Annotated in this window: 15 protein-coding genes; 11 read left to right on the forward strand and 4 right to left on the reverse strand. The window is 60.1% G+C overall.

What is annotated here, in order from left to right:
- The first annotated feature begins 20 nt into the window (after positions 1-20).
- The 3 genes from gabD (at position 21) to KSS91_RS01515 (ending at position 4,335) form a co-directional block, all read left to right on the forward strand.
- Positions 21-1,463 carry an NADP-dependent succinate-semialdehyde dehydrogenase gene (gabD, locus tag KSS91_RS01505; RefSeq protein WP_102700143.1) on the forward strand — a complete coding sequence of 481 codons (1,443 nt, stop codon included), beginning with the start codon at positions 21-23 and terminating at the stop codon, positions 1,461-1,463.
- Positions 1,464-1,649: 186 nt separating this feature from the next.
- Positions 1,650-2,927 carry a 4-aminobutyrate--2-oxoglutarate transaminase gene (gene gabT / locus KSS91_RS01510; RefSeq protein ID WP_007975624.1) on the forward strand — a complete coding sequence of 426 codons (1,278 nt, stop codon included), beginning with the start codon at positions 1,650-1,652 and terminating at the stop codon, positions 2,925-2,927.
- A 193-nt stretch (positions 2,928-3,120) separates the two neighbouring features.
- Positions 3,121-4,335: a response regulator gene (locus KSS91_RS01515; protein WP_126048550.1), complete on the forward strand. Its 1,215-nt coding sequence runs from the start codon at positions 3,121-3,123 to the stop codon at positions 4,333-4,335.
- A 123-nt stretch (positions 4,336-4,458) separates the two neighbouring features.
- Here the strand turns inward: KSS91_RS01515 and KSS91_RS01520 are convergent, their stop codons facing one another.
- Positions 4,459-5,448, reverse strand: a complete 990-nt coding sequence (locus KSS91_RS01520) for a sensor domain-containing diguanylate cyclase (protein ID WP_217836847.1) — start codon at positions 5,446-5,448, stop codon at positions 4,459-4,461.
- 262 nt (positions 5,449-5,710) lie between these two features.
- Positions 5,711-6,895, reverse strand: a complete 1,185-nt coding sequence (gene desA, locus KSS91_RS01525; RefSeq protein ID WP_015092975.1) for a delta-9 fatty acid desaturase DesA — start codon at positions 6,893-6,895, stop codon at positions 5,711-5,713.
- Positions 6,896-7,041: 146 nt separating this feature from the next.
- On the opposite strand from desA, the gene dibA reads away from it, so the two are divergent.
- The 6 genes from dibA (at position 7,042) to KSS91_RS01555 (ending at position 13,439) form a co-directional block, all read left to right on the forward strand.
- The gene (gene dibA / locus KSS91_RS01530) at positions 7,042-8,982 is read left to right on the forward strand and encodes a phosphodiesterase DibA (RefSeq protein ID WP_217836848.1); all 1,941 of its coding nucleotides are present in this window, start codon (positions 7,042-7,044) and stop codon (positions 8,980-8,982) included.
- 301 nt (positions 8,983-9,283) lie between these two features.
- A complete protein-coding gene (gene oscA / locus KSS91_RS01535; RefSeq protein ID WP_007975618.1) occupies positions 9,284-9,466 on the forward strand; it encodes a sulfur starvation response protein OscA in 183 nt (60 codons plus the stop codon).
- A gap of 114 nt (positions 9,467-9,580) precedes the next feature.
- The gene (locus KSS91_RS01540; protein WP_126048556.1) at positions 9,581-10,594 is read left to right on the forward strand and encodes a sulfate ABC transporter substrate-binding protein; all 1,014 of its coding nucleotides are present in this window, start codon (positions 9,581-9,583) and stop codon (positions 10,592-10,594) included.
- Positions 10,595-10,745: 151 nt separating this feature from the next.
- Positions 10,746-11,564 (forward strand): sulfate ABC transporter permease subunit CysT, encoded by an 819-nt coding sequence (cysT, locus tag KSS91_RS01545; protein ID WP_007972956.1) that lies wholly within the window; start codon positions 10,746-10,748, stop codon positions 11,562-11,564.
- A gap of 12 nt (positions 11,565-11,576) precedes the next feature.
- Positions 11,577-12,446, forward strand: coding sequence for a sulfate ABC transporter permease subunit CysW (gene cysW, locus KSS91_RS01550; protein WP_007972954.1), 870 nt, complete (start codon positions 11,577-11,579; stop codon positions 12,444-12,446).
- A gap of 3 nt (positions 12,447-12,449) precedes the next feature.
- The gene (locus tag KSS91_RS01555) at positions 12,450-13,439 is read left to right on the forward strand and encodes a sulfate/molybdate ABC transporter ATP-binding protein (RefSeq protein WP_015092978.1); all 990 of its coding nucleotides are present in this window, start codon (positions 12,450-12,452) and stop codon (positions 13,437-13,439) included.
- An 89-nt stretch (positions 13,440-13,528) separates the two neighbouring features.
- Here KSS91_RS01555 and KSS91_RS01560 read toward each other — a convergent pair whose 3' ends face one another.
- Complete coding sequence (locus KSS91_RS01560) at positions 13,529-14,053, reverse strand: Mpo1 family 2-hydroxy fatty acid dioxygenase (protein WP_217836849.1); 525 nt, start codon at positions 14,051-14,053, stop codon at positions 13,529-13,531.
- Positions 14,054-14,136: 83 nt separating this feature from the next.
- Here KSS91_RS01560 and KSS91_RS01565 point away from each other — a divergent pair, with 83 nt between their 5' ends.
- The gene (locus KSS91_RS01565) at positions 14,137-14,823 is read left to right on the forward strand and encodes a Crp/Fnr family transcriptional regulator (protein WP_217836850.1); all 687 of its coding nucleotides are present in this window, start codon (positions 14,137-14,139) and stop codon (positions 14,821-14,823) included.
- A gap of 208 nt (positions 14,824-15,031) precedes the next feature.
- On the opposite strand, the gene KSS91_RS01570 is transcribed toward KSS91_RS01565, so the two are convergent.
- Positions 15,032-16,036: an AraC family transcriptional regulator gene (locus KSS91_RS01570; protein WP_015092983.1), complete on the reverse strand. Its 1,005-nt coding sequence runs from the start codon at positions 16,034-16,036 to the stop codon at positions 15,032-15,034.
- 100 nt (positions 16,037-16,136) lie between these two features.
- Between KSS91_RS01570 and KSS91_RS01575 the strand changes: the two genes are divergently transcribed.
- Positions 16,137-17,210, forward strand: coding sequence for a fatty acid desaturase (locus tag KSS91_RS01575; RefSeq protein WP_217836851.1), 1,074 nt, complete (start codon positions 16,137-16,139; stop codon positions 17,208-17,210).
- Positions 17,211-17,220: the final 10 nt, after the last annotated feature.

Here is a 17,220-nt window from a genome sequence, read left to right on the forward strand (position 1 = left end):
TGCTGTTAAGGAAAGCCGACATGCAGCTTAAAGACACCCAGTTGTTCCGCCAGCAAGCCTTCATTGATGGCGCGTGGGTTGATGCGGACAATGGTCAGACGATCAAGGTCAACAACCCGGCAACGGGCGAAATTCTGGGCACCGTGCCGAAAATGGGCGCTGCCGAAACCCGCCGTGCGATCGAGGCTGCTGACAAAGCGCTGCCGGCCTGGCGTGCACTGACCGCCAAAGAGCGTGCAGGCAAACTGCGTCGCTGGTACGAGCTGATCATCGAGAACCAGGACGACCTGGCTCGCCTGATGACCCTGGAACAAGGCAAGCCGTTGGCCGAAGCCAAGGGCGAAATCGTTTACGCTGCTTCATTTATCGAGTGGTTCGCCGAAGAAGCCAAGCGTATCTACGGTGACGTGATTCCGGGCCACCAGCCAGACAAGCGCCTGATCGTGATCAAGCAGCCAATTGGCGTGACCGCTGCAATTACCCCGTGGAACTTCCCGGCTGCCATGATCACCCGTAAAGCCGGCCCGGCCCTGGCCGCCGGTTGCACCATGGTGCTCAAGCCTGCTTCGCAAACTCCGTTCTCCGCCTTTGCCCTGGCTGAACTGGCCCAGCGTGCCGGTATCCCTGCAGGCGTGTTCAGCGTGGTTTCCGGCAGCGCCGGCGACATCGGCAGCGAACTGACCAGCAACCCGATCGTGCGCAAGCTGTCCTTCACCGGTTCGACCGAAATCGGTCGTCAACTGATGTCGGAATGCGCCAAGGACATCAAGAAAGTGTCCCTGGAACTGGGCGGCAACGCGCCGTTCATCGTGTTTGACGACGCGGACCTGGATAAGGCCGTCGAAGGCGCGATCATCTCCAAGTACCGCAACAACGGTCAGACCTGCGTCTGCGCCAACCGCCTGTACATTCAGGATTCGGTCTACGACGCGTTCGCCGAGAAGCTGAAAGTGGCTGTGGCCAAGCTCAAGATCGGTAACGGTCTGGAAGCAGGCACCACCACTGGCCCGCTGATCGACGAGAAAGCCGTGGCCAAGGTGCAAGAGCACATTGCTGACGCCGTTTCCAAAGGCGCCACCGTGCTGTCCGGCGGCAAGTCGATGGAAGGTAACTTCTTCGAACCGACCATCCTGACCAACGTGCCGAACAACGCTGCCGTGGCCAAGGAAGAAACCTTCGGTCCATTGGCTCCACTGTTCCGCTTCAAAGACGAAGCCGATGTGATCGCGATGTCCAACGACACCGAGTTCGGTCTGGCCTCGTACTTCTATGCTCGCGACCTGGGCCGTGTGTTCCGTGTGGCTGAAGCCCTGGAATACGGCATGGTCGGCGTCAACACCGGGTTGATCTCCAATGAAGTCGCGCCGTTCGGCGGCATCAAGGCCTCGGGCCTGGGCCGTGAAGGCTCCAAGTACGGCATCGAAGATTACCTGGAAATCAAATACCTCTGCCTGGGCATCTAACCCCGCAAGAGTATTGCTTCAAGCGCAAAGGGCACGAGAGCGCTGTCCCTTTGCGCCGCTTCAAACCGGAATTTTCTCTGTGGTCGGGAACGCTGTGGCAGTCGATCATCGCATGCTGCCTTAGTTACCTCCCCACCGCTTAATCCTTGAACCACGCCGACCGATGAGCGGCGAATGAGGAATGTAATGAGCAAGACTAACGCTTCTTTGATGGCCCGCCGTACCAATGCAGTTCCACGTGGTGTTGGCCAGATTCACCCGATCTTCGCCGAGTCCGCGAAGAACGCGACCGTGACCGACGTTGAAGGTCGTGAGTTCATCGACTTCGCCGGCGGTATCGCCGTGCTGAACACCGGCCACGTGCACCCGAAAATCATCGCGGCCGTGACCGAGCAGCTGAACAAGCTGACCCACACTTGCTTCCAGGTACTGGCCTACGAGCCGTACGTAGAAGTGTGCGAAAAAATCAACGCCAAGGTGCCAGGTGATTTCGCCAAGAAAACCCTGTTGGTGACCACCGGTTCCGAAGCCGTGGAAAACTCGATCAAGATCGCCCGTGCCGCCACTGGCCGTGCCGGCGTGATCGCGTTCACCGGCGCTTACCACGGTCGCACCATGATGACCCTGGGCCTGACCGGTAAAGTCGTGCCTTACTCGGCCGGCATGGGCCTGATGCCAGGCGGCATCTTCCGCGCGCTGTACCCGAACGAACTGCACGGTGTGAGCATCGACGACTCGATCGCCTCCATCGAACGCATCTTCAAGAACGACGCCGAGCCGAAAGACATCGCTGCGATCATCATCGAGCCGGTGCAGGGCGAAGGTGGTTTCTACGTCGCTCCGAAAGAATTCATGAAGCGTCTGCGTGCCCTGTGCGACCAGCACGGCATCCTGCTGATCGCTGACGAAGTACAGACTGGCGCTGGCCGTACCGGTACTTTCTTCGCCATGGAACAGATGGGCGTTGCTGCCGACCTGACCACCTTCGCCAAATCCATCGCTGGCGGCTTCCCGCTGGCCGGTGTGTGCGGCAAGGCCGAGTACATGGACGCCATCGCTCCAGGCGGCCTGGGCGGCACCTACGCCGGTAGCCCGATCGCTTGCGCCGCGGCCCTGGCCGTGATGGAAGTGTTCGAAGAAGAGCACCTGCTGGATCGTTGCAAGGCCGTTGGCGAGCGTCTGGTAACCGGCCTGAAGGCCATCCAGGCCAAATACCCGGTGATCGGCGAAGTCCGTGCCCTGGGTGCGATGATCGCTGTCGAGCTGTTCGAAAACGGCGACAGCCACAAGCCAAACGCCGCCGCTGTGGCATCGGTTGTGGCCAAGGCTCGCGACAAGGGCCTGATCCTGCTGTCCTGCGGCACCTACGGCAACGTTCTGCGCGTCCTGGTACCGCTGACCTCGCCGGATGAGCAACTGGACAAAGGCCTGGCGATCATCGAAGAGTGCTTCGCCGAGCTGTGATCACTCGGGGGTGTTTTCAGTCAGTTTCCACATCGACGGGGAAACTGATTGAGAGCGCCCTCTGATGTGACCTGATCGACAAAAAACCCGCTTCGGCGGGTTTTTTCATGCCCCTGAAAACACATCCCGCGCATTAACGCTGTATCGAATGGCCAGCATTGGCTAATGTTCCTGAATTGCCAGGGAGAGCTGTATGACAACTGTCATTTTACCCGCGGTTCCGAGAGTACTGATTGCCGAGGCCGACCCCTGGTCCCGGGATCTGCTCAAGGAAGTGTTGTTGAACGTACGCTGCGATGCGCGGCTGGATTTGTGCGCCGATGGCCAGCAGGCGTTGGAGCTATTGGCTGCCAACCCCTATGACCTGGTCATCGCCGATTGGGAGTTGCCGGGTGTCGATGGTCTGAATGTCCTGCGCAACATCCGCCAGCGCAAACGCAACCCGCCGTTGCCCTTCATCCTCATGAGCAGTCGCAACGACAGTGCCAGCGTGCGCGAGGCCTTGCCGCTGGCGCCGGCCGCGTACCTGACCAAGCCCCTGAATATGGAAAGCCTGACCCATCGATTGCAGGGGTTGCTGCTGCACGCAGGGGAAGAAGTCTCGTGCGAAGTGCCGGCGCTGGCGCCGGGCATGACGTTGTCGGTGTTTCTGGAGCGTCGACGGGAATTGGCCGACGGTGCGCCGCTGATGACCGACGTGCAAGTGGCGGTCAAACGCAGTCTCAATCCCAATGGCCTCGACCTGACGGTGCTGGAGGACGAAATCCGCACCGATCCGCAGGTTACGGCTGTGCTGATTGCCGCCGCCAACAGCGCGGCCCAGCACCGCGGCGCGGGTGTGCAAACCCTGTCCCAGGCGCTGCATCGCCTGGGTACCGGGCAGAGCATGAACCTGATTCTCGGGCTGGCGCTCAAGCGCAGTGCCCGGCTCAGCGATCCGCAATTGGCCGACTATGCCGAGCGTTACTGGGACCTGTCACTGCACACCGCCGAGTACGCGCGAACCCTGGCGCGCTTGCTCGATCTGGATCAGGAGCGTTGCTATTGCGCCGGCATGTTGCATCGTCTCGGCGATCTGGCGTTGCTGCGCTGCCTGCAGGAATGGAAACAGGCTGGCGGCGAACTGGACGAGTTGGAAGAAGTGGGTGAAGCGCTGGTTGAATATGGCGCGGCCTATGGCTCGGCCCTGCGTACACGCTGGCGTCTGCCGCTGGAGTTGCGGGAGCTGATTGCGGCGGCCTACCAGCTCGGTGGCGGGGTTTACTCCCGCGAAGCGCTGGTGATGAACATGGCGGCGCAGATGGCGCGCCTGACCGAGCATGAGGGCATTGAGGAGCTGGCCAAGAGCCGGACGGCGCGGTTGCTCAAGATCGGCTTGCCGGAATTGATGCGGTTGCGCAGAAAGTAGATTTCACACAACTCCTTGTGGGAGTGGGCTTGCTCGCGAAGGCGGAGTGTCAGTCGACATAAAAGGTGACTGATGCGGCCCCTTCGCGAGCAAGCCCGCTCCCACATGGGGCTGTGGTGCCGATCAGGCAGTGACAATCCTGTTCTTGCCCTCGCGCTTGGCCCGGTACATCGCGGCATCCGCCCGGGAAAACAGGTCCACCACGGTTTCGTCCGAGGCGCTCAGGCTGGTCAGGCCCTGGCTGACAGTGATGCCGAAAGTCCGGCCTTCATGGTTGAAACTCAATTGCTGAATCTGCCGTTGCAGGCGTTCAGCCACTTGCAGAGCCATTTGCGGCGTGCACCCGGGAAACACCGCAGCAAATTCCTCACCGCCAATGCGCCCGAACAGGTCGCGACGGCGCAACGCTGCGCGTCCGCTTTCGGCAATGCGTTGCAGCACGTTGTCGCCTTCCTGGTGACCGTAGGTGTCGTTGATCGTTTTGAAGTCATCAATATCCAGCATCAGAAACGACAGCGGCTCGCCCTGTTGCCGGGCGTTTGTGAACTCGCGGTGAGCGCATTCGAAGAAATGATGGCGATTGCTGCTCTGGGTCAGCGCGTCGGTGGTGGCCAGGCGCTGCAGTTCGGTTTCCAGCTGCTTCTTGTTGGTGATGTCTTCGGCAATGCCGACGATGATCACCGGTTGCCCCGGCTCGGCCTGGCGATTGATGAAGCATTTGTCGCTTAGCCAGCGCACCTGGCCGTCGGCGGCAATGATTCGATACTCACGGTCTTCGACGGCGCCTTTGTCCAACACTTCGGCCAGGCTGCGTTCGGCGTAGTCGAGGTCGTCAGGGTGAATGCTGTCGCGCCATTGATTGCAGTCGGCCAGCAACTGATCGGCTGACCGGCCAAAGATCCGTTCATAGGCAGGGCTGACGTAAAGCACCCGGCGGGTTTCCCAATCGAATGCCCACAGCACCGCGTTGACGCTTGCCAGCAATGTGTTGAGCAGTTGTTCCCGTTCGGTCAAACGTGCGACTTCGCCTTGGGCGTGCATCAGTGCCATCAGGGTCTGCGCGGCCTCGGGCCAATGTGACGGAGATGAGTCTTGCAGGTTCTTTTGGGCCATCGAAACAAATCTCAAAGGGCATGCGGCCAACACCAAGCCCACCGGGGATGGCGAAGTGTCTTTGAGATAAGGGTTTCAAGATGAAGTTCCCGCCTTTTGTGGCGAGGGAGCTTGCTCCCGCCGGGCGGTACTGGCGACGCGTTTTTGCGGTCATAAATCAACGTGGGAGCGGGCTTGCTCGCGAAAGCGGAGTGTCAGTCGACATAAAAGGTGACTGACACTCCGCTTTCGCGAGCAAGCCCGCTCCCACAGGGTTTGTGGCTCAAACAGTGGCAGGGCGCAGGGAGTAGGTTTTCAACTGATCGGCGAAGTCGCGCAGGGATTGAATCCCGCTGGCTTCGGCTTCGTGTACCCAGTCCTTGATGGCCGCCAGCATGTCGTGGCCATTTGAGCTGGTCTTGACCCAGATCTGCTGCAGGGCCAGGCGTTTCTCGTAAATTACCTTCAATGCCTGACTGTGCTCGAGCATGTTCTGGATGCGTACATGGTGTTTGTCATCCAGCAGGCTGGTCTCTCGCGAAAGCAGGCGTTTGGCCCGGTGGAACTGGTGACGTACCGAGTGATCGACCTTTTCCAGCTCTTGCTTGACCAGCGGGCCGATCACCAATTTGCGGTACTGGGCCATGATCTGGAAGCGGTTGTTGAGGATCGCCATGGCGGTGTCCATGTCCAGGTTGCCCTTGCCTTCGACGCGATGGGCAATCGGCGCAACCCGTTGAACCTTGGCCAGGCGCAGGAAACTGAAGACTTTGATCCACGCCCAGCCCAGGTCGAATTCCCACTTCTTCACCGACAGTTTTGCCGAATTAGGGTAGGTGTGATGGTTGTTATGCAGTTCTTCGCCGCCAATCAGGATGCCCCACGGCACCAGGTTGGTCGCCGCATCGCGGCATTCGAAGTTGCGGTAGCCGATGGCATGGCCCAGGCCATTGACCACGCCGGCGGCCCAAACCGGGATCCACATCATCTGGATGGCCCAGATGGTGATGCCGATGGTGCCGAACAGCAGCAGGTCGATAACGGCCATGATCGCCACACCCAGCAGGGGGAAACGGCTGTAGAGGTTGCGCTCGATCCAGTCTTCGGGGCAGTTCTTGCCGTAGATGCGCAGCGTCTCGGGATTTTCCGCTTCGGCGCGGTACAGTTCGGCGCCTTTGCGCAGCACCGTGGACAGCCCTTTGATGACCGGGCTGTGCGGATCATCGACGGTTTCGCATTTGGCGTGATGCTTGCGGTGGATGGCCGTCCACTCGCGGGTGTTCTGCGCCGTGGTCAGCCACAGCCAGAAACGGAAGAAATGCTTGAGGCCCCCATTCAGCTCCAGGGAGCGGTGGGCCGAGTAACGATGCAGATAGACCGTGACGGCGATGATCGTGACGTGGGTCATCAGCAGGGTGACTGCTACCAGTGACCAGGCTGACAAGCCGAGTAAACCTTCGTACCACATAGGCTGTAGGGCCCTCGATAAAGAAAAAACAGCCGTTGCATTATCACTAAGCCCACACAGAAAACCAGTCGCCCTTTCAGATAAGAGTGGCTGGATGTGTCTTTAAACTATAATTCCAACCTTTTCGTATGGACATGGATTGCCTGATGCCTGCCACCTATCGCGATGCCTTGCGTGCAGCGCTGCTCTATCTGTTGCTTTCCGTGGTTTGGCTGCAGATCAGTGGCTATTTATTAAACAGTTTCTTCGATAGCTCCGCCGAGCGACTGCGATGGCAACTGATCAACGGTTACGTTTGGGTGCTGTTCAGCGCCGGATTGATCTTCATTGCCCGGGCGCGGCTGCTGCGGTGTCTGGGTATCGGCGCCAAACTGCGTGAGCGCGATGCCGACCGCCTGCGCTTGCGACAGGCGGCGGCAGTGTTCGACTGCACCCTCGAAGGGGTGCTGGTCACCAATCGGGAAGGCGTGATCGTCCATGTGAACCGGGCCTTTATGGAGATCACCGGTTATGACGGTGAGGTGCTGCTGGGGCAGCGGCCCAATATGTTCAAGTCGGGGCGCCATCCAGCGCAATTCTATCAAGCGATGTTCGCCGCGCTTGGAAGCGCTGGGGAGTGGAGCGGGGAAATCTGGAACCGGCGCAAAAGCGGCGAAATTTATCCGCAATGGCAGACAATCCGCCTGATTCATGACGACGACGGCCAGCCAAGCCAGTATGTGGCGGTGTTTTCCGATATCAGTGCAATCAAGAACTCCGAACACGAGTTGATGCACCTGGCGCACCACGACCCGCTGACCGACCTGCCGAACCGTCTGTTGTTCAGCGACCGCGCCGAACAGGCCCTGGCTTCGGCGCAGGTGCACAAGCGTGGTTGCGCGCTGCTGATGATTGATCTCGATCACTTCAAGATGATCAACGATAGCCTCGGGCATACCATCGGCGATCAGTTGCTCAAGGCTGTAGCCGGGCGCCTGAAAGGTATGTTCGATCCCGGCATTACCCTGGCTCGGCTGGGCGGCGACGAGTTTGCCGTGCTGGCCGAATGCTGTCCGCAGTTGATCCAGGCGGCTGCGCTGGCACAACGGATCATCAACGGGCTGAAAGAGCCGTTTGCTATCGATGGACATCAGCTGTTCATCAACACCAGCATTGGCATCAGCCTGTTCCCCAGCGATGCCTTGAGCGTTGAACAATTGTTGCGCAACGCCGATTCGGCATTGTTCAAGGCCAAAAGCACCGGTCGCAATGACTACGCGCTATACACCGAAGAATTGACCGCCCATGCCCAACAACGCGTCGAGATCGCCTTCGAGTTGCGCCGCGCCCTGGACCAGCAGGAATTGCAGGTTTATTACCAGCCGGTTCACGACCTCAAGACCAGCCGCCTGGTGGGTGTCGAGGCGTTGGTGCGTTGGCAGCACCCGCAGCGGGGGCTGGTGTCACCGGCGGAATTCATTCCCGTCGCCGAACGAACCGGTCTGATCGCCGAAATCGATGCCTGGGTCATGGCGCAGGCGTGCCGGCAGATGTGTCAGTGGCAGCAGGACGGGGTGGTGCTGTCTTTTGTGGCGGTCAACATTTCTTCGCGCCTGTTTGCCCGTCGCGAGTTGTATCAGCAGGTGGCGCAGGTGTTGCATGAAACCGGGCTGGAGCCGGCCTGTCTGGAACTGGAAGTGACCGAAAGCGCGGTGATGGATGATCCGGAAGTCGCGCTGGAGCAGATGCATCGCCTGCGCGAGTTGGGGGTGCGCCTGGCCATCGACGACTTCGGCACGGGTTACTCATCGCTGTTGCGGCTCAAGCGCCTGCCGGTGCAAAAACTGAAGATCGACCAAGGCTTCGTCGCCGGATTGCCGTGGGACGAGGATGATGCGGCGATCTCGCGGGTGATCGTCGCCCTGGCCCAAAGCATGGGCATGCAGGTTCATGCCGAGGGGATTGAGCAGGTCGAACAGGCGGCGTTCCTCCTTGAGCAGGGCTGTGATCTGGGCCAGGGCTACTGGTTCGGGCGGCCGGTGCCGGCAGGGCAGTTGAACTGGGCTCATGCGCCGGTGATCGGAGCAGTTACCTTGCCGCCTTGCTGATACACAAAACCTGTGGGAGCGGCGGTGCGGCGATCCGACTTGCTCGCGAAGGCGGACTGTCTGGCAACAGGGATGTTGAATGCGCCGGCCTCTTCGCGAGCAAGCCCGCTCCCACAGGTTTTTGGTGCGCTTGAAAGAGGGTGAATCGCCTCAAGCCCTTGTCCCTTCAATTAATGTCTTCTGGTTATATAAACATTCTTAAATAGTCTTTTTAAGAATATCAAGACCTCACTAGTATTGCTCCCAAGCCGCAAGCAGTGCCGACACTGCGAGGCAAACTCTCAGTTGAAGGAGCAGCAATATGAGCGCATCCCTGCGTAGCGTCGACGGTCAAGACGAAGCCACCATCCTGCGTGAAATCCAGAGCGCCCTGCGCGACCTGCGTTTTGGGGCCGTGGAAATCACTGTGCACAACGCGCAGGTGGTGCAGATCGAACGCAAAGAAAAATTCCGCTTGCAGCAGCCGGGCAACAAGCCCGGCTGAAGTGGATCGCAGCCCCTGTAGGCGCTGCCGAAGGCTGCGATCTTTGAACCGGCAACGCGATTCCAGAAGTCCATAAAAAAAGCCAACAAACCAAGAATTCCAGGAGCTTTCACCATGTCGTCGATTCGTCATTTCGCTTTGGCCGCCCTGGCCAGCGCCCTTTTCGCCGGTTCTGCAGTTGCCAAGGACTACGAACTGCTCAACGTGTCGTACGACCCGACCCGCGAGCTGTATCAGGACTACAACGCCGAATTCGTGAAGTTCTGGCAAAAGGAACATGCCGGCGACACCGTGAAAATCCAGCAATCCCATGGTGGCTCGGGCAAGCAAGGCCGAGCGGTGATCGATGGCCTGCGTGCCGACGTCGTGACCCTGGCCCTGGCCGGTGACATCGACGAAATCGCCAAGCTCGGCAAGTCCCTGCCGGCTGACTGGCAAAAGCGCCTGCCGGACGCAAGCACGCCTTATACCTCGACCATCGTGTTCCTGGTGCGCAAGGGCAACCCTAAAGGCATCAAGGACTGGGGTGACCTGATCAAGAATGACGTTTCGGTGATCACGCCGAACCCGAAAACCTCCGGCGGTGCGCGCTGGAACTTCCTCGCGGCCTGGGCCTATGGCCTCAAAGCCAATGGCGGCGACGAAGCCAAGGCCAAGGAATACGTGCAAACCCTGTTCAAGCACGTGCCAGTGCTGGACACCGGCGCCCGCGGCTCGACCATTACCTTCGTCAACAACGGCCAGGGCGACGTGTTGCTGGCCTGGGAAAACGAAGCCTTCCTGGCCCTGAAAGAAGAGGGCGGCGCCGACAAGTTCGACATCGTCGTGCCTTCGCTGTCGATTCTCGCCGAGCCACCGGTGGCGGTGGTCGACAAGAATGCCGAGAAAAAGGGCAACGAGCAGATCGCCGAAGCCTACCTCAAGCACCTGTACAGCCCGGCCGGCCAGGAAATCGCGGCGAAGAATTTCTATCGCCCCCGTGACAAGGATGTGGCCGCCAAGTACGCCCAGCAGTTCCCGAAACTGGAGCTGGTGAGCATCGACAAGGACTTCGGCGGCTGGAAAACCGCACAACCGAAATTCTTCAATGACGGCGGGGTGTTCGACCAGATCTACCAGGCGCAATAACCTCGCTTAAGCTACATAACATGTGGGAGCGGGCTTGCTCGCGAAGGCGGTGTATCAGGCGGCATTAACGTTGACTGACACACTGCTTTCGCGAGCAAGCCCGCTCCCACAGGGATGGGTTTAGTTGATCGCTTTTTAACCAAGGACTTCTATGTCGCGTCGTATCTCCCCCGTCATACCCGGCTTCGGGCTGACGCTGGGCTACACCTTGGTGTACCTCAGCCTGATTGTGCTCATACCACTGGCGGCGATGTTCGTGCATGCCGCTCAACTCACCTGGGATCAGTTCTGGGCAATCATCTCGGCGCCACGGGTGCTGGCGGCGCTGAAGCTCAGCTTCGGCACCGCCCTGTGTGCCGCAATCATCAACGGCATCATCGGCACGCTGCTGGCCTGGGTATTAGTGCGCTATACCTTCCCTGGACGAAAAGTGATCGATGCAATGATCGACCTGCCGTTCGCATTGCCCACGGCAGTGGCCGGTATTGCGCTGACGGCGTTGTACACCCCTACCGGCCTGGTTGGTCAGTTTGCAGCGGATCTGGGTTTCAAGATCGCCTACACCCCCCTGGGCATCACCCTTGCCCTCACTTTTGTGACACTTCCATTCGTAGTACGTACCGTACAGCCAGTATTGGCGGACATTCCTCGTGAAGTCGAAGAAGCGGCGGCGTGCTTGGGTGCGAAACCATTGCAGGTTTTCCGCCATATCCTGCTGCCGGCACTGCTTCCGGCATGGCTGACCGGTTTCGCGCTGGCCTTTGCCCGCGGGGTCGGCGAGTATGGTTCGGTGATTTTCATCGCCGGCAACATGCCGATGAAAACCGAGATTCTGCCGCTGCTGATCATGGTCAAACTCGACCAATACGATTACACCGGCGCTACCTCCATTGGTGTACTGATGCTGGTGGTTTCCTTCGTCCTGTTGCTGCTGATCAACTTGTTGCAGCGACGCATCGAAACCCCATAAGGAGGCGCACCCATGTCCCAATCGTCTATTGCTGCCGCTTCCTCGAACGCTGCCCGCCGTGGCAGCGCGACTTCGCGGCGAATCCTGATCGGCCTTGGCTGGCTGATATTTGCGCTGTTCCTGTTGCTGCCGCTGTTCATCGTGGTGTCCCAGGGCCTGAAGCTCGGCCTCGGTGCGTTCTTCACCGCGATCTTTGAGCCGGACGCGTTGTCGGCACTGAAACTCACGGTCATCGCCGTACTGATTTCGGTGCCGTTGAACCTGGTGTTCGGCGTCAGCGCCGCGTGGTGCGTGAGCAAGTACTCGTTCCGTGGCAAGAGCATGCTGGTGACGCTGATCGACCTGCCGTTCTCGGTGTCGCCGGTGATCGCCGGACTGGTCTATGTGCTGATGTTCGGCGCCCAGGGCCTGTTTGGCCCATGGCTGCAGGACCACGACATCCAGATCGTCTTCGCCCTGCCGGGCATCGTGTTGGCGACGATTTTCGTCACCGTGCCGTTCGTGGCCCGTGAACTGATCCCGCTGATGCAGGAACAAGGCACTCAGGAAGAGGAGGCCGCACGTCTGCTCGGCGCCAACGGCTGGCAGATGTTCTGGCACGTCACCGTACCCAACATCAAATGGGGCCTGATTTATGGCGTGGTGTTGTGCACCGCCCGGGCCATGGGTGAGTTCGGTGCAGTGTCGGTGGTTTCCGGGCACATTCGCGGGGTGACCAACACCCTGCCGTTGCACGTCGAGATCCTCTACAACGAATACAACCACGTGGCCGCGTTCGCCGTGGCGAGCCTGTTGCTGATCCTGGCGCTCTTCATCCTGCTGCTCAAGCAGTGGAGCGAAAACCGTATTAACCGCCTGCGCGCCAGCGCCGCGGAGGAATAATTCATGTCGATCGAAGTGCGTAACGTCAGCAAGAATTTCAACGCGTTCAAGGCGCTGGACAACATCAGCCTGGACATCCAGAGCGGCGAACTCGTCGCGTTGCTCGGCCCGTCGGGCTGCGGCAAGACCACGCTGCTGCGGATCATTGCCGGCCTGGAAACCCCGGACAAGGGCAACATCGTGTTCCACGGTGAAGACGTTTCCGGCCACGACGTGCGCGATCGCAACGTCGGCTTCGTGTTCCAGCACTACGCTCTGTTCCGCCATATGACGGTGTTCGACAACGTCGCGTTCGGCCTGCGCATGAAGCCGAAAAACCAGCGCCCGAGCGAAAGTCAGATCGCAACCAAGGTTCACGAACTGTTGAACATGGTGCAACTGGACTGGTTGTCGGATCGCTACCCGGAGCAACTCTCCGGCGGCCAGCGTCAGCGCATTGCCTTGGCCCGGGCGCTGGCGGTGGAGCCGAAAGTGCTGCTGCTCGACGAACCTTTCGGCGCCCTCGACGCCAAGGTTCGCAAGGAGCTGCGCCGCTGGCTGGCGCGTCTGCACGAAGACATCAACCTGACCTCGGTGTTCGTGACCCACGACCAGGAAGAAGCGATGGAAGTCGCCGACCGTATCGTGGTGATGAACAAGGGTGTGATCGAGCAGATCGGCTCACCGGGTGACGTCTACGAAAACCCGGCCAGCGATTTCGTCTATCACTTCCTCGGTGATTCGAACCGACTGCACCTGGGCGAAGACAACCACGTGCTGTTCCGTCCGCACGAAGTGTCGCTGTCGCGCCATGAACTGGAGGATCACCACGCGGCCGAAGTGCGCGATATTCGTCCATTGGGCGCAACGACACGGGTGACGCTGAAGGTCGAAGGGCAGAGCGATCTGATCGAGGCCGAAGTGGTCAAGGATCACGACAGCCTGATCGGGTTGGCGAAGGGGGAGACACTGTTCTTCAAGCCGAAGGTCTGGCAGAAAGTCGCCAACATCTAAGGCAAAAGCTTCGCGAGCAAGCCCGCTCCCACATTGGATTTGTGAACGACGCAAATCAGTGTGGGAGCGGGCTTGCCCGCGAATGCGATCTAGACAGCTGCACGCTTCGGATTGACCCGCACCCCACCCGCCCGCGCCTCGATCTGCTCTTTGAGCTCATGCCGCATCCCCAGCATGAACGCCAGTTCCGCCACCACGAACAACGGCCCGACAATCAACCCGGTCACGTCATCGACAAAGGCCGGTTTGCGCCCTTCGTAGTGATGGCCGACAAACTGGATCGCCCAACCGATCACGAACATCGCCACGCCGCTGCCCAGCCAGACCAGCGTGCTTTGCTGTGCCAGCGCATGACCAGCCCACACGCACAGCCCGAGCAACACGGTCATCAAAACGCCCAGGCGCAATTCCAGGCGCAGGTAAAACCACGCCGATGCCAGCGAAACGAGCACCGCCGGTGACAGCCACACGCCACCCGGCGACCACTGCGGCCGGGACAGCAACACCGCGACGGCGACCACGATCAGCGGAATGCCGATAAAGTGCGATGCAATATTGCGCGGGTCTCGGTGGTAGGCGGCGTATTGACTGAGGTGGTCGACGAGGCTTTTCATTGTTGTTCTCCTGTGGGGTGATTGATCATGCCCCGGGGCCACTTCCCGCTCTGTCAGCCAGGCGACAATCTCTAGGAGTTTTCATGGATATGCAGGTCTGGCGCCCACGCCTGATGAGCGGTCAGTGGTTCAGCCATTTGCCTGTTTCCCTACAGGATAGCCTGCTGTCGGCGGCCAGGCTGCGGCGCCTGTCGCCGGGCCAGCGGCTGTTCAAGCGCGGCGATCCGCCCTGCGGCCTGTACGCGGTGCTTGAAGGTGCGGTACGCGTCGGTGCCGTGAGCGAGCAGGGCAAGGAAGCGTTGCTGAGCCTGGTGGAACCGCCGCACTGGTTCGGCGAGATCTGCCTGTTCGATGGCCAGCCACGCACCCACGATGCCTACGGCGTGGGCCAGTGCACGCTGCTGCATATTCCCCAGAACACCGTGCTGGCGTTGCTCGACGAGCATCCGCAGCACTGGCGGCAACTGGCGTTGTTGATGAGCCAGAAGCTGCGCATGACCTTCATCAACCTTGAACAATTGAGCCTGTTGCCGGCCCCGGCACGGCTGGCACACCGCTTGCTGATGATCGCCGAAGGCTATGGCGAGACCGCCCCGCCGCGGCGCGTCCTGCAACTGCCCCAGGAGCAGCTTGCCGCCATGCTGTCGCTGTCGCGCCAGACCACCAACCAGATTCTCAAGGAGTTGCAGGGGCAGGGGGTTATCGGGCTGAGTTACGGCGAAATTGAAATTCTCGATGCCGAGCGGTTGCGGACACTGGCCACGATCTGACGGCGAACACCGAACCATTGTGGGAGCGGGCTTGCTCGCGAAGGCGTCAGGTCAGGTATATCAATTTCAACAGACACCGCTTTCGCGAGCAAGCCCGCTCCCACAGTGGATCTGTGTAAATCACAAGATTGTGGTCACCGATAAAAAAACTGTGGGAGCGGGCTTGCTCGCGATGGGGCCAGACCAGCCAACTCACCTTCCGGATCAATCAGCGCAACCCATCCCGAAACTGCCCCGGCGTCATCCCGGTCCAGCGCTTGAACGCGCGACTGAAGCTGCTGGTATCGGCAAACCCGAGCAGATAACTGATTTCGCTCAGCGACACCTGCGGGTCCCGCAGGTGCAGCAGCGCGAGGTTTTCGCGGCTTTCGTTGAGCAGCGTATCGAACCGGCAGCCCTCATCCGCCAGGTGCCGCTGCAGGCTGCGCAGGCTCAGGTGCAGGGCCTTGGCGATGTGCTCGGCGCTGGGTTCGCCTTCGGGCAGTTGTTCTTCAATGGCGTCGCGGACCTTGCGCTCCCACGTCAGCGGCTTGAGTTGCGCCAGGGTGCGCTTGAGCACGGTTTCGTTGTGTTCGGCCAGTTCCGGGTTGGCGTCGTCCAGGTGGCTGTCGAAGTCGATGAGGGCGAACTCAAGCCGATCCTCGTCGGCGCCGAAGTGCACCGGCGAGCGAAAGACTTTATGCCATTGGTGCGCGTCTGCCGGCTCCGGGCGGCGCAGGTAAGTCTCCAGCGGTGCGTATTCACGGCCCAGGCGATTGCGGCAGGTGCGCACGTAAATCGCCATGAACGCATCGATGGCTTCGAAGGCCGGGGCGGGATTGCCAGCGGGGATTTTCAGACGGAAACGGTAGCGATCCTCGGCGCGGGTCAGTTCCAGTTCGAGGGCATCGCTGACCACCTGGTGATAGCGCACGATGCGCTCGAACACTTCCCGCAGGCTGCCGCTGGCGACCAGGGCATAACCCAGCGCATGGAAGGTGGTCGGGCTGACGAAACGCGAAACCCGCAAACCGATTGCCGGATCGCCGCTGGCCTGCACCGCCAGATTCCACAGATGCGTGGTGCCCGACAGCGGATAACGCGCGTTCGGGTCGTCCATCAGTTGTGGGTCGAGTCCCGATTGCTGGCACAGGGCGGTGCTGTCAATGCCAAGGGCATCGAGTTGCTTGCGCAGGGCGCGGGTCCAGCTGGCGAGGGAGGTCGGTTCAGTCATGCTGATTGGCGCTTCCGGTCAACAGGTTGGCGTTCACGGCTACCGCATTGCGAGGTTCCGCAAGGCAGGATGCAACCATCAATAACCAGAGGATGGAAGCATGGACCGTACTTCTGCAAGCCCCCAACGACTGAATGCAGCCCAACGATCAGCCCATATCCGTGAAGTGGTGCTGGCCAGAGGCGTCGAATTGCGGGAGAAATACCCGGTTCTCAAGCACCAGGACGCCCTCGGCGCAGGCATTCTGACCTTCGCCATCGCCGGTATGGTCGGTTCGGCGGCGCTCTACATGAGCGGACACATGGCCTGGTGGGCGTGCCTGTTGCTCAATGCTTTTTTCGCCTCGCTGACCCATGAGCTGGAACACGACCTGATCCACAGCATGTACTTCCGCAAGCAGAAAGTGCCGCACAACCTGATGATGGGGTTGGTGTGGCTGGCGCGGCCAAGCACCATCAACCCATGGATTCGCCGCCATCTGCACCTCAATCACCACAAGGTGTCGGGCTCTGAGACCGACACGGAAGAGCGCGCCATCACCAATGGCGAACCCTGGGGTTTTGCGCGGCTGTTGATGATCGGCGACAACATCATGTCCTCGGTCATCCGCATGTTGCGGGCCAAGACCTGGGCAATGAAGTTCAGCATCATTAAACGCACGCTGAAGGTCTATGCACCGCTGGCGCTGATGCATTGGGGCGCGTGGTACGTGTTTCTCGGTTTTCATGCAGCGAACGGCGTTGCGAACCTGATGGGCGCACCGATCGAGTGGTCGGCGACGACGTTGTCGGTGATGCAGGTGATCGACATCGCAGCCGTCGTGATCATCGGCCCGAACGTGTTGCGCACCTTCTGCCTGCACTTCATCAGCTCGAACATGCACTACTACGGAGATGTGGAGCCGGGCAACGTGATGCAGCAGTGCCAGGTGCTCAATGCCCCGTGGTTGTGGCCGTTGCAGGCGTTCTGCTTCAACTTCGGCAGCAGCCACGGGATCCATCATTTTGTGGTGAAGGAACCGTTCTATATCCGCCAGTTGACCGTACCGGTGGGGCACAAGGTGATGCGCGAGATGGGTGTGCGGTTCAATGATTTCGGTACGTTTGCGCGGGCTAACCGGTTTGAGCGCAGGGAAGAAGTGGCTGTGGAAAAGGTGCGTACGGCTCAAGTCTAGTCGTCGTCTG

The organism is Pseudomonas azerbaijanorientalis (genome assembly GCF_019139795.1).
GTDB classification, from domain to species: Bacteria; Pseudomonadota; Gammaproteobacteria; order Pseudomonadales; family Pseudomonadaceae; genus Aquipseudomonas; species Aquipseudomonas laurylsulfatiphila.

What these genes read in the sequence shown, in the direction of transcription:
- gabD (WP_102700143.1), top strand. Translation starts at nt 21, where the DNA reads ATGCAGCTTAAAGACACCCAGTTGTTCCGCCAGCAAGCCTTCATTGAT.
- gabT (WP_007975624.1), top strand. Translation starts at nt 1,650, where the DNA reads ATGAGCAAGACTAACGCTTCTTTGATGGCCCGCCGTACCAATGCAGTT.
- KSS91_RS01515 (WP_126048550.1), top strand. Translation starts at nt 3,121, where the DNA reads ATGACAACTGTCATTTTACCCGCGGTTCCGAGAGTACTGATTGCCGAG.
- KSS91_RS01520 (WP_217836847.1), bottom strand. Translation starts at nt 5,448, where the DNA reads ATGGCCCAAAAGAACCTGCAAGACTCATCTCCGTCACATTGGCCCGAG.
- desA (WP_015092975.1), bottom strand. Translation starts at nt 6,895, where the DNA reads ATGTGGTACGAAGGTTTACTCGGCTTGTCAGCCTGGTCACTGGTAGCA.
- dibA (WP_217836848.1), top strand. Translation starts at nt 7,042, where the DNA reads ATGCCTGCCACCTATCGCGATGCCTTGCGTGCAGCGCTGCTCTATCTG.
- oscA (WP_007975618.1), top strand. Translation starts at nt 9,284, where the DNA reads ATGAGCGCATCCCTGCGTAGCGTCGACGGTCAAGACGAAGCCACCATC.
- KSS91_RS01540 (WP_126048556.1), top strand. Translation starts at nt 9,581, where the DNA reads ATGTCGTCGATTCGTCATTTCGCTTTGGCCGCCCTGGCCAGCGCCCTT.
- cysT (WP_007972956.1), top strand. Translation starts at nt 10,746, where the DNA reads ATGTCGCGTCGTATCTCCCCCGTCATACCCGGCTTCGGGCTGACGCTG.
- cysW (WP_007972954.1), top strand. Translation starts at nt 11,577, where the DNA reads ATGTCCCAATCGTCTATTGCTGCCGCTTCCTCGAACGCTGCCCGCCGT.
- KSS91_RS01555 (WP_015092978.1), top strand. Translation starts at nt 12,450, where the DNA reads ATGTCGATCGAAGTGCGTAACGTCAGCAAGAATTTCAACGCGTTCAAG.
- KSS91_RS01560 (WP_217836849.1), bottom strand. Translation starts at nt 14,053, where the DNA reads ATGAAAAGCCTCGTCGACCACCTCAGTCAATACGCCGCCTACCACCGA.
- KSS91_RS01565 (WP_217836850.1), top strand. Translation starts at nt 14,137, where the DNA reads ATGGATATGCAGGTCTGGCGCCCACGCCTGATGAGCGGTCAGTGGTTC.
- KSS91_RS01570 (WP_015092983.1), bottom strand. Translation starts at nt 16,036, where the DNA reads ATGACTGAACCGACCTCCCTCGCCAGCTGGACCCGCGCCCTGCGCAAG.
- KSS91_RS01575 (WP_217836851.1), top strand. Translation starts at nt 16,137, where the DNA reads ATGGACCGTACTTCTGCAAGCCCCCAACGACTGAATGCAGCCCAACGA.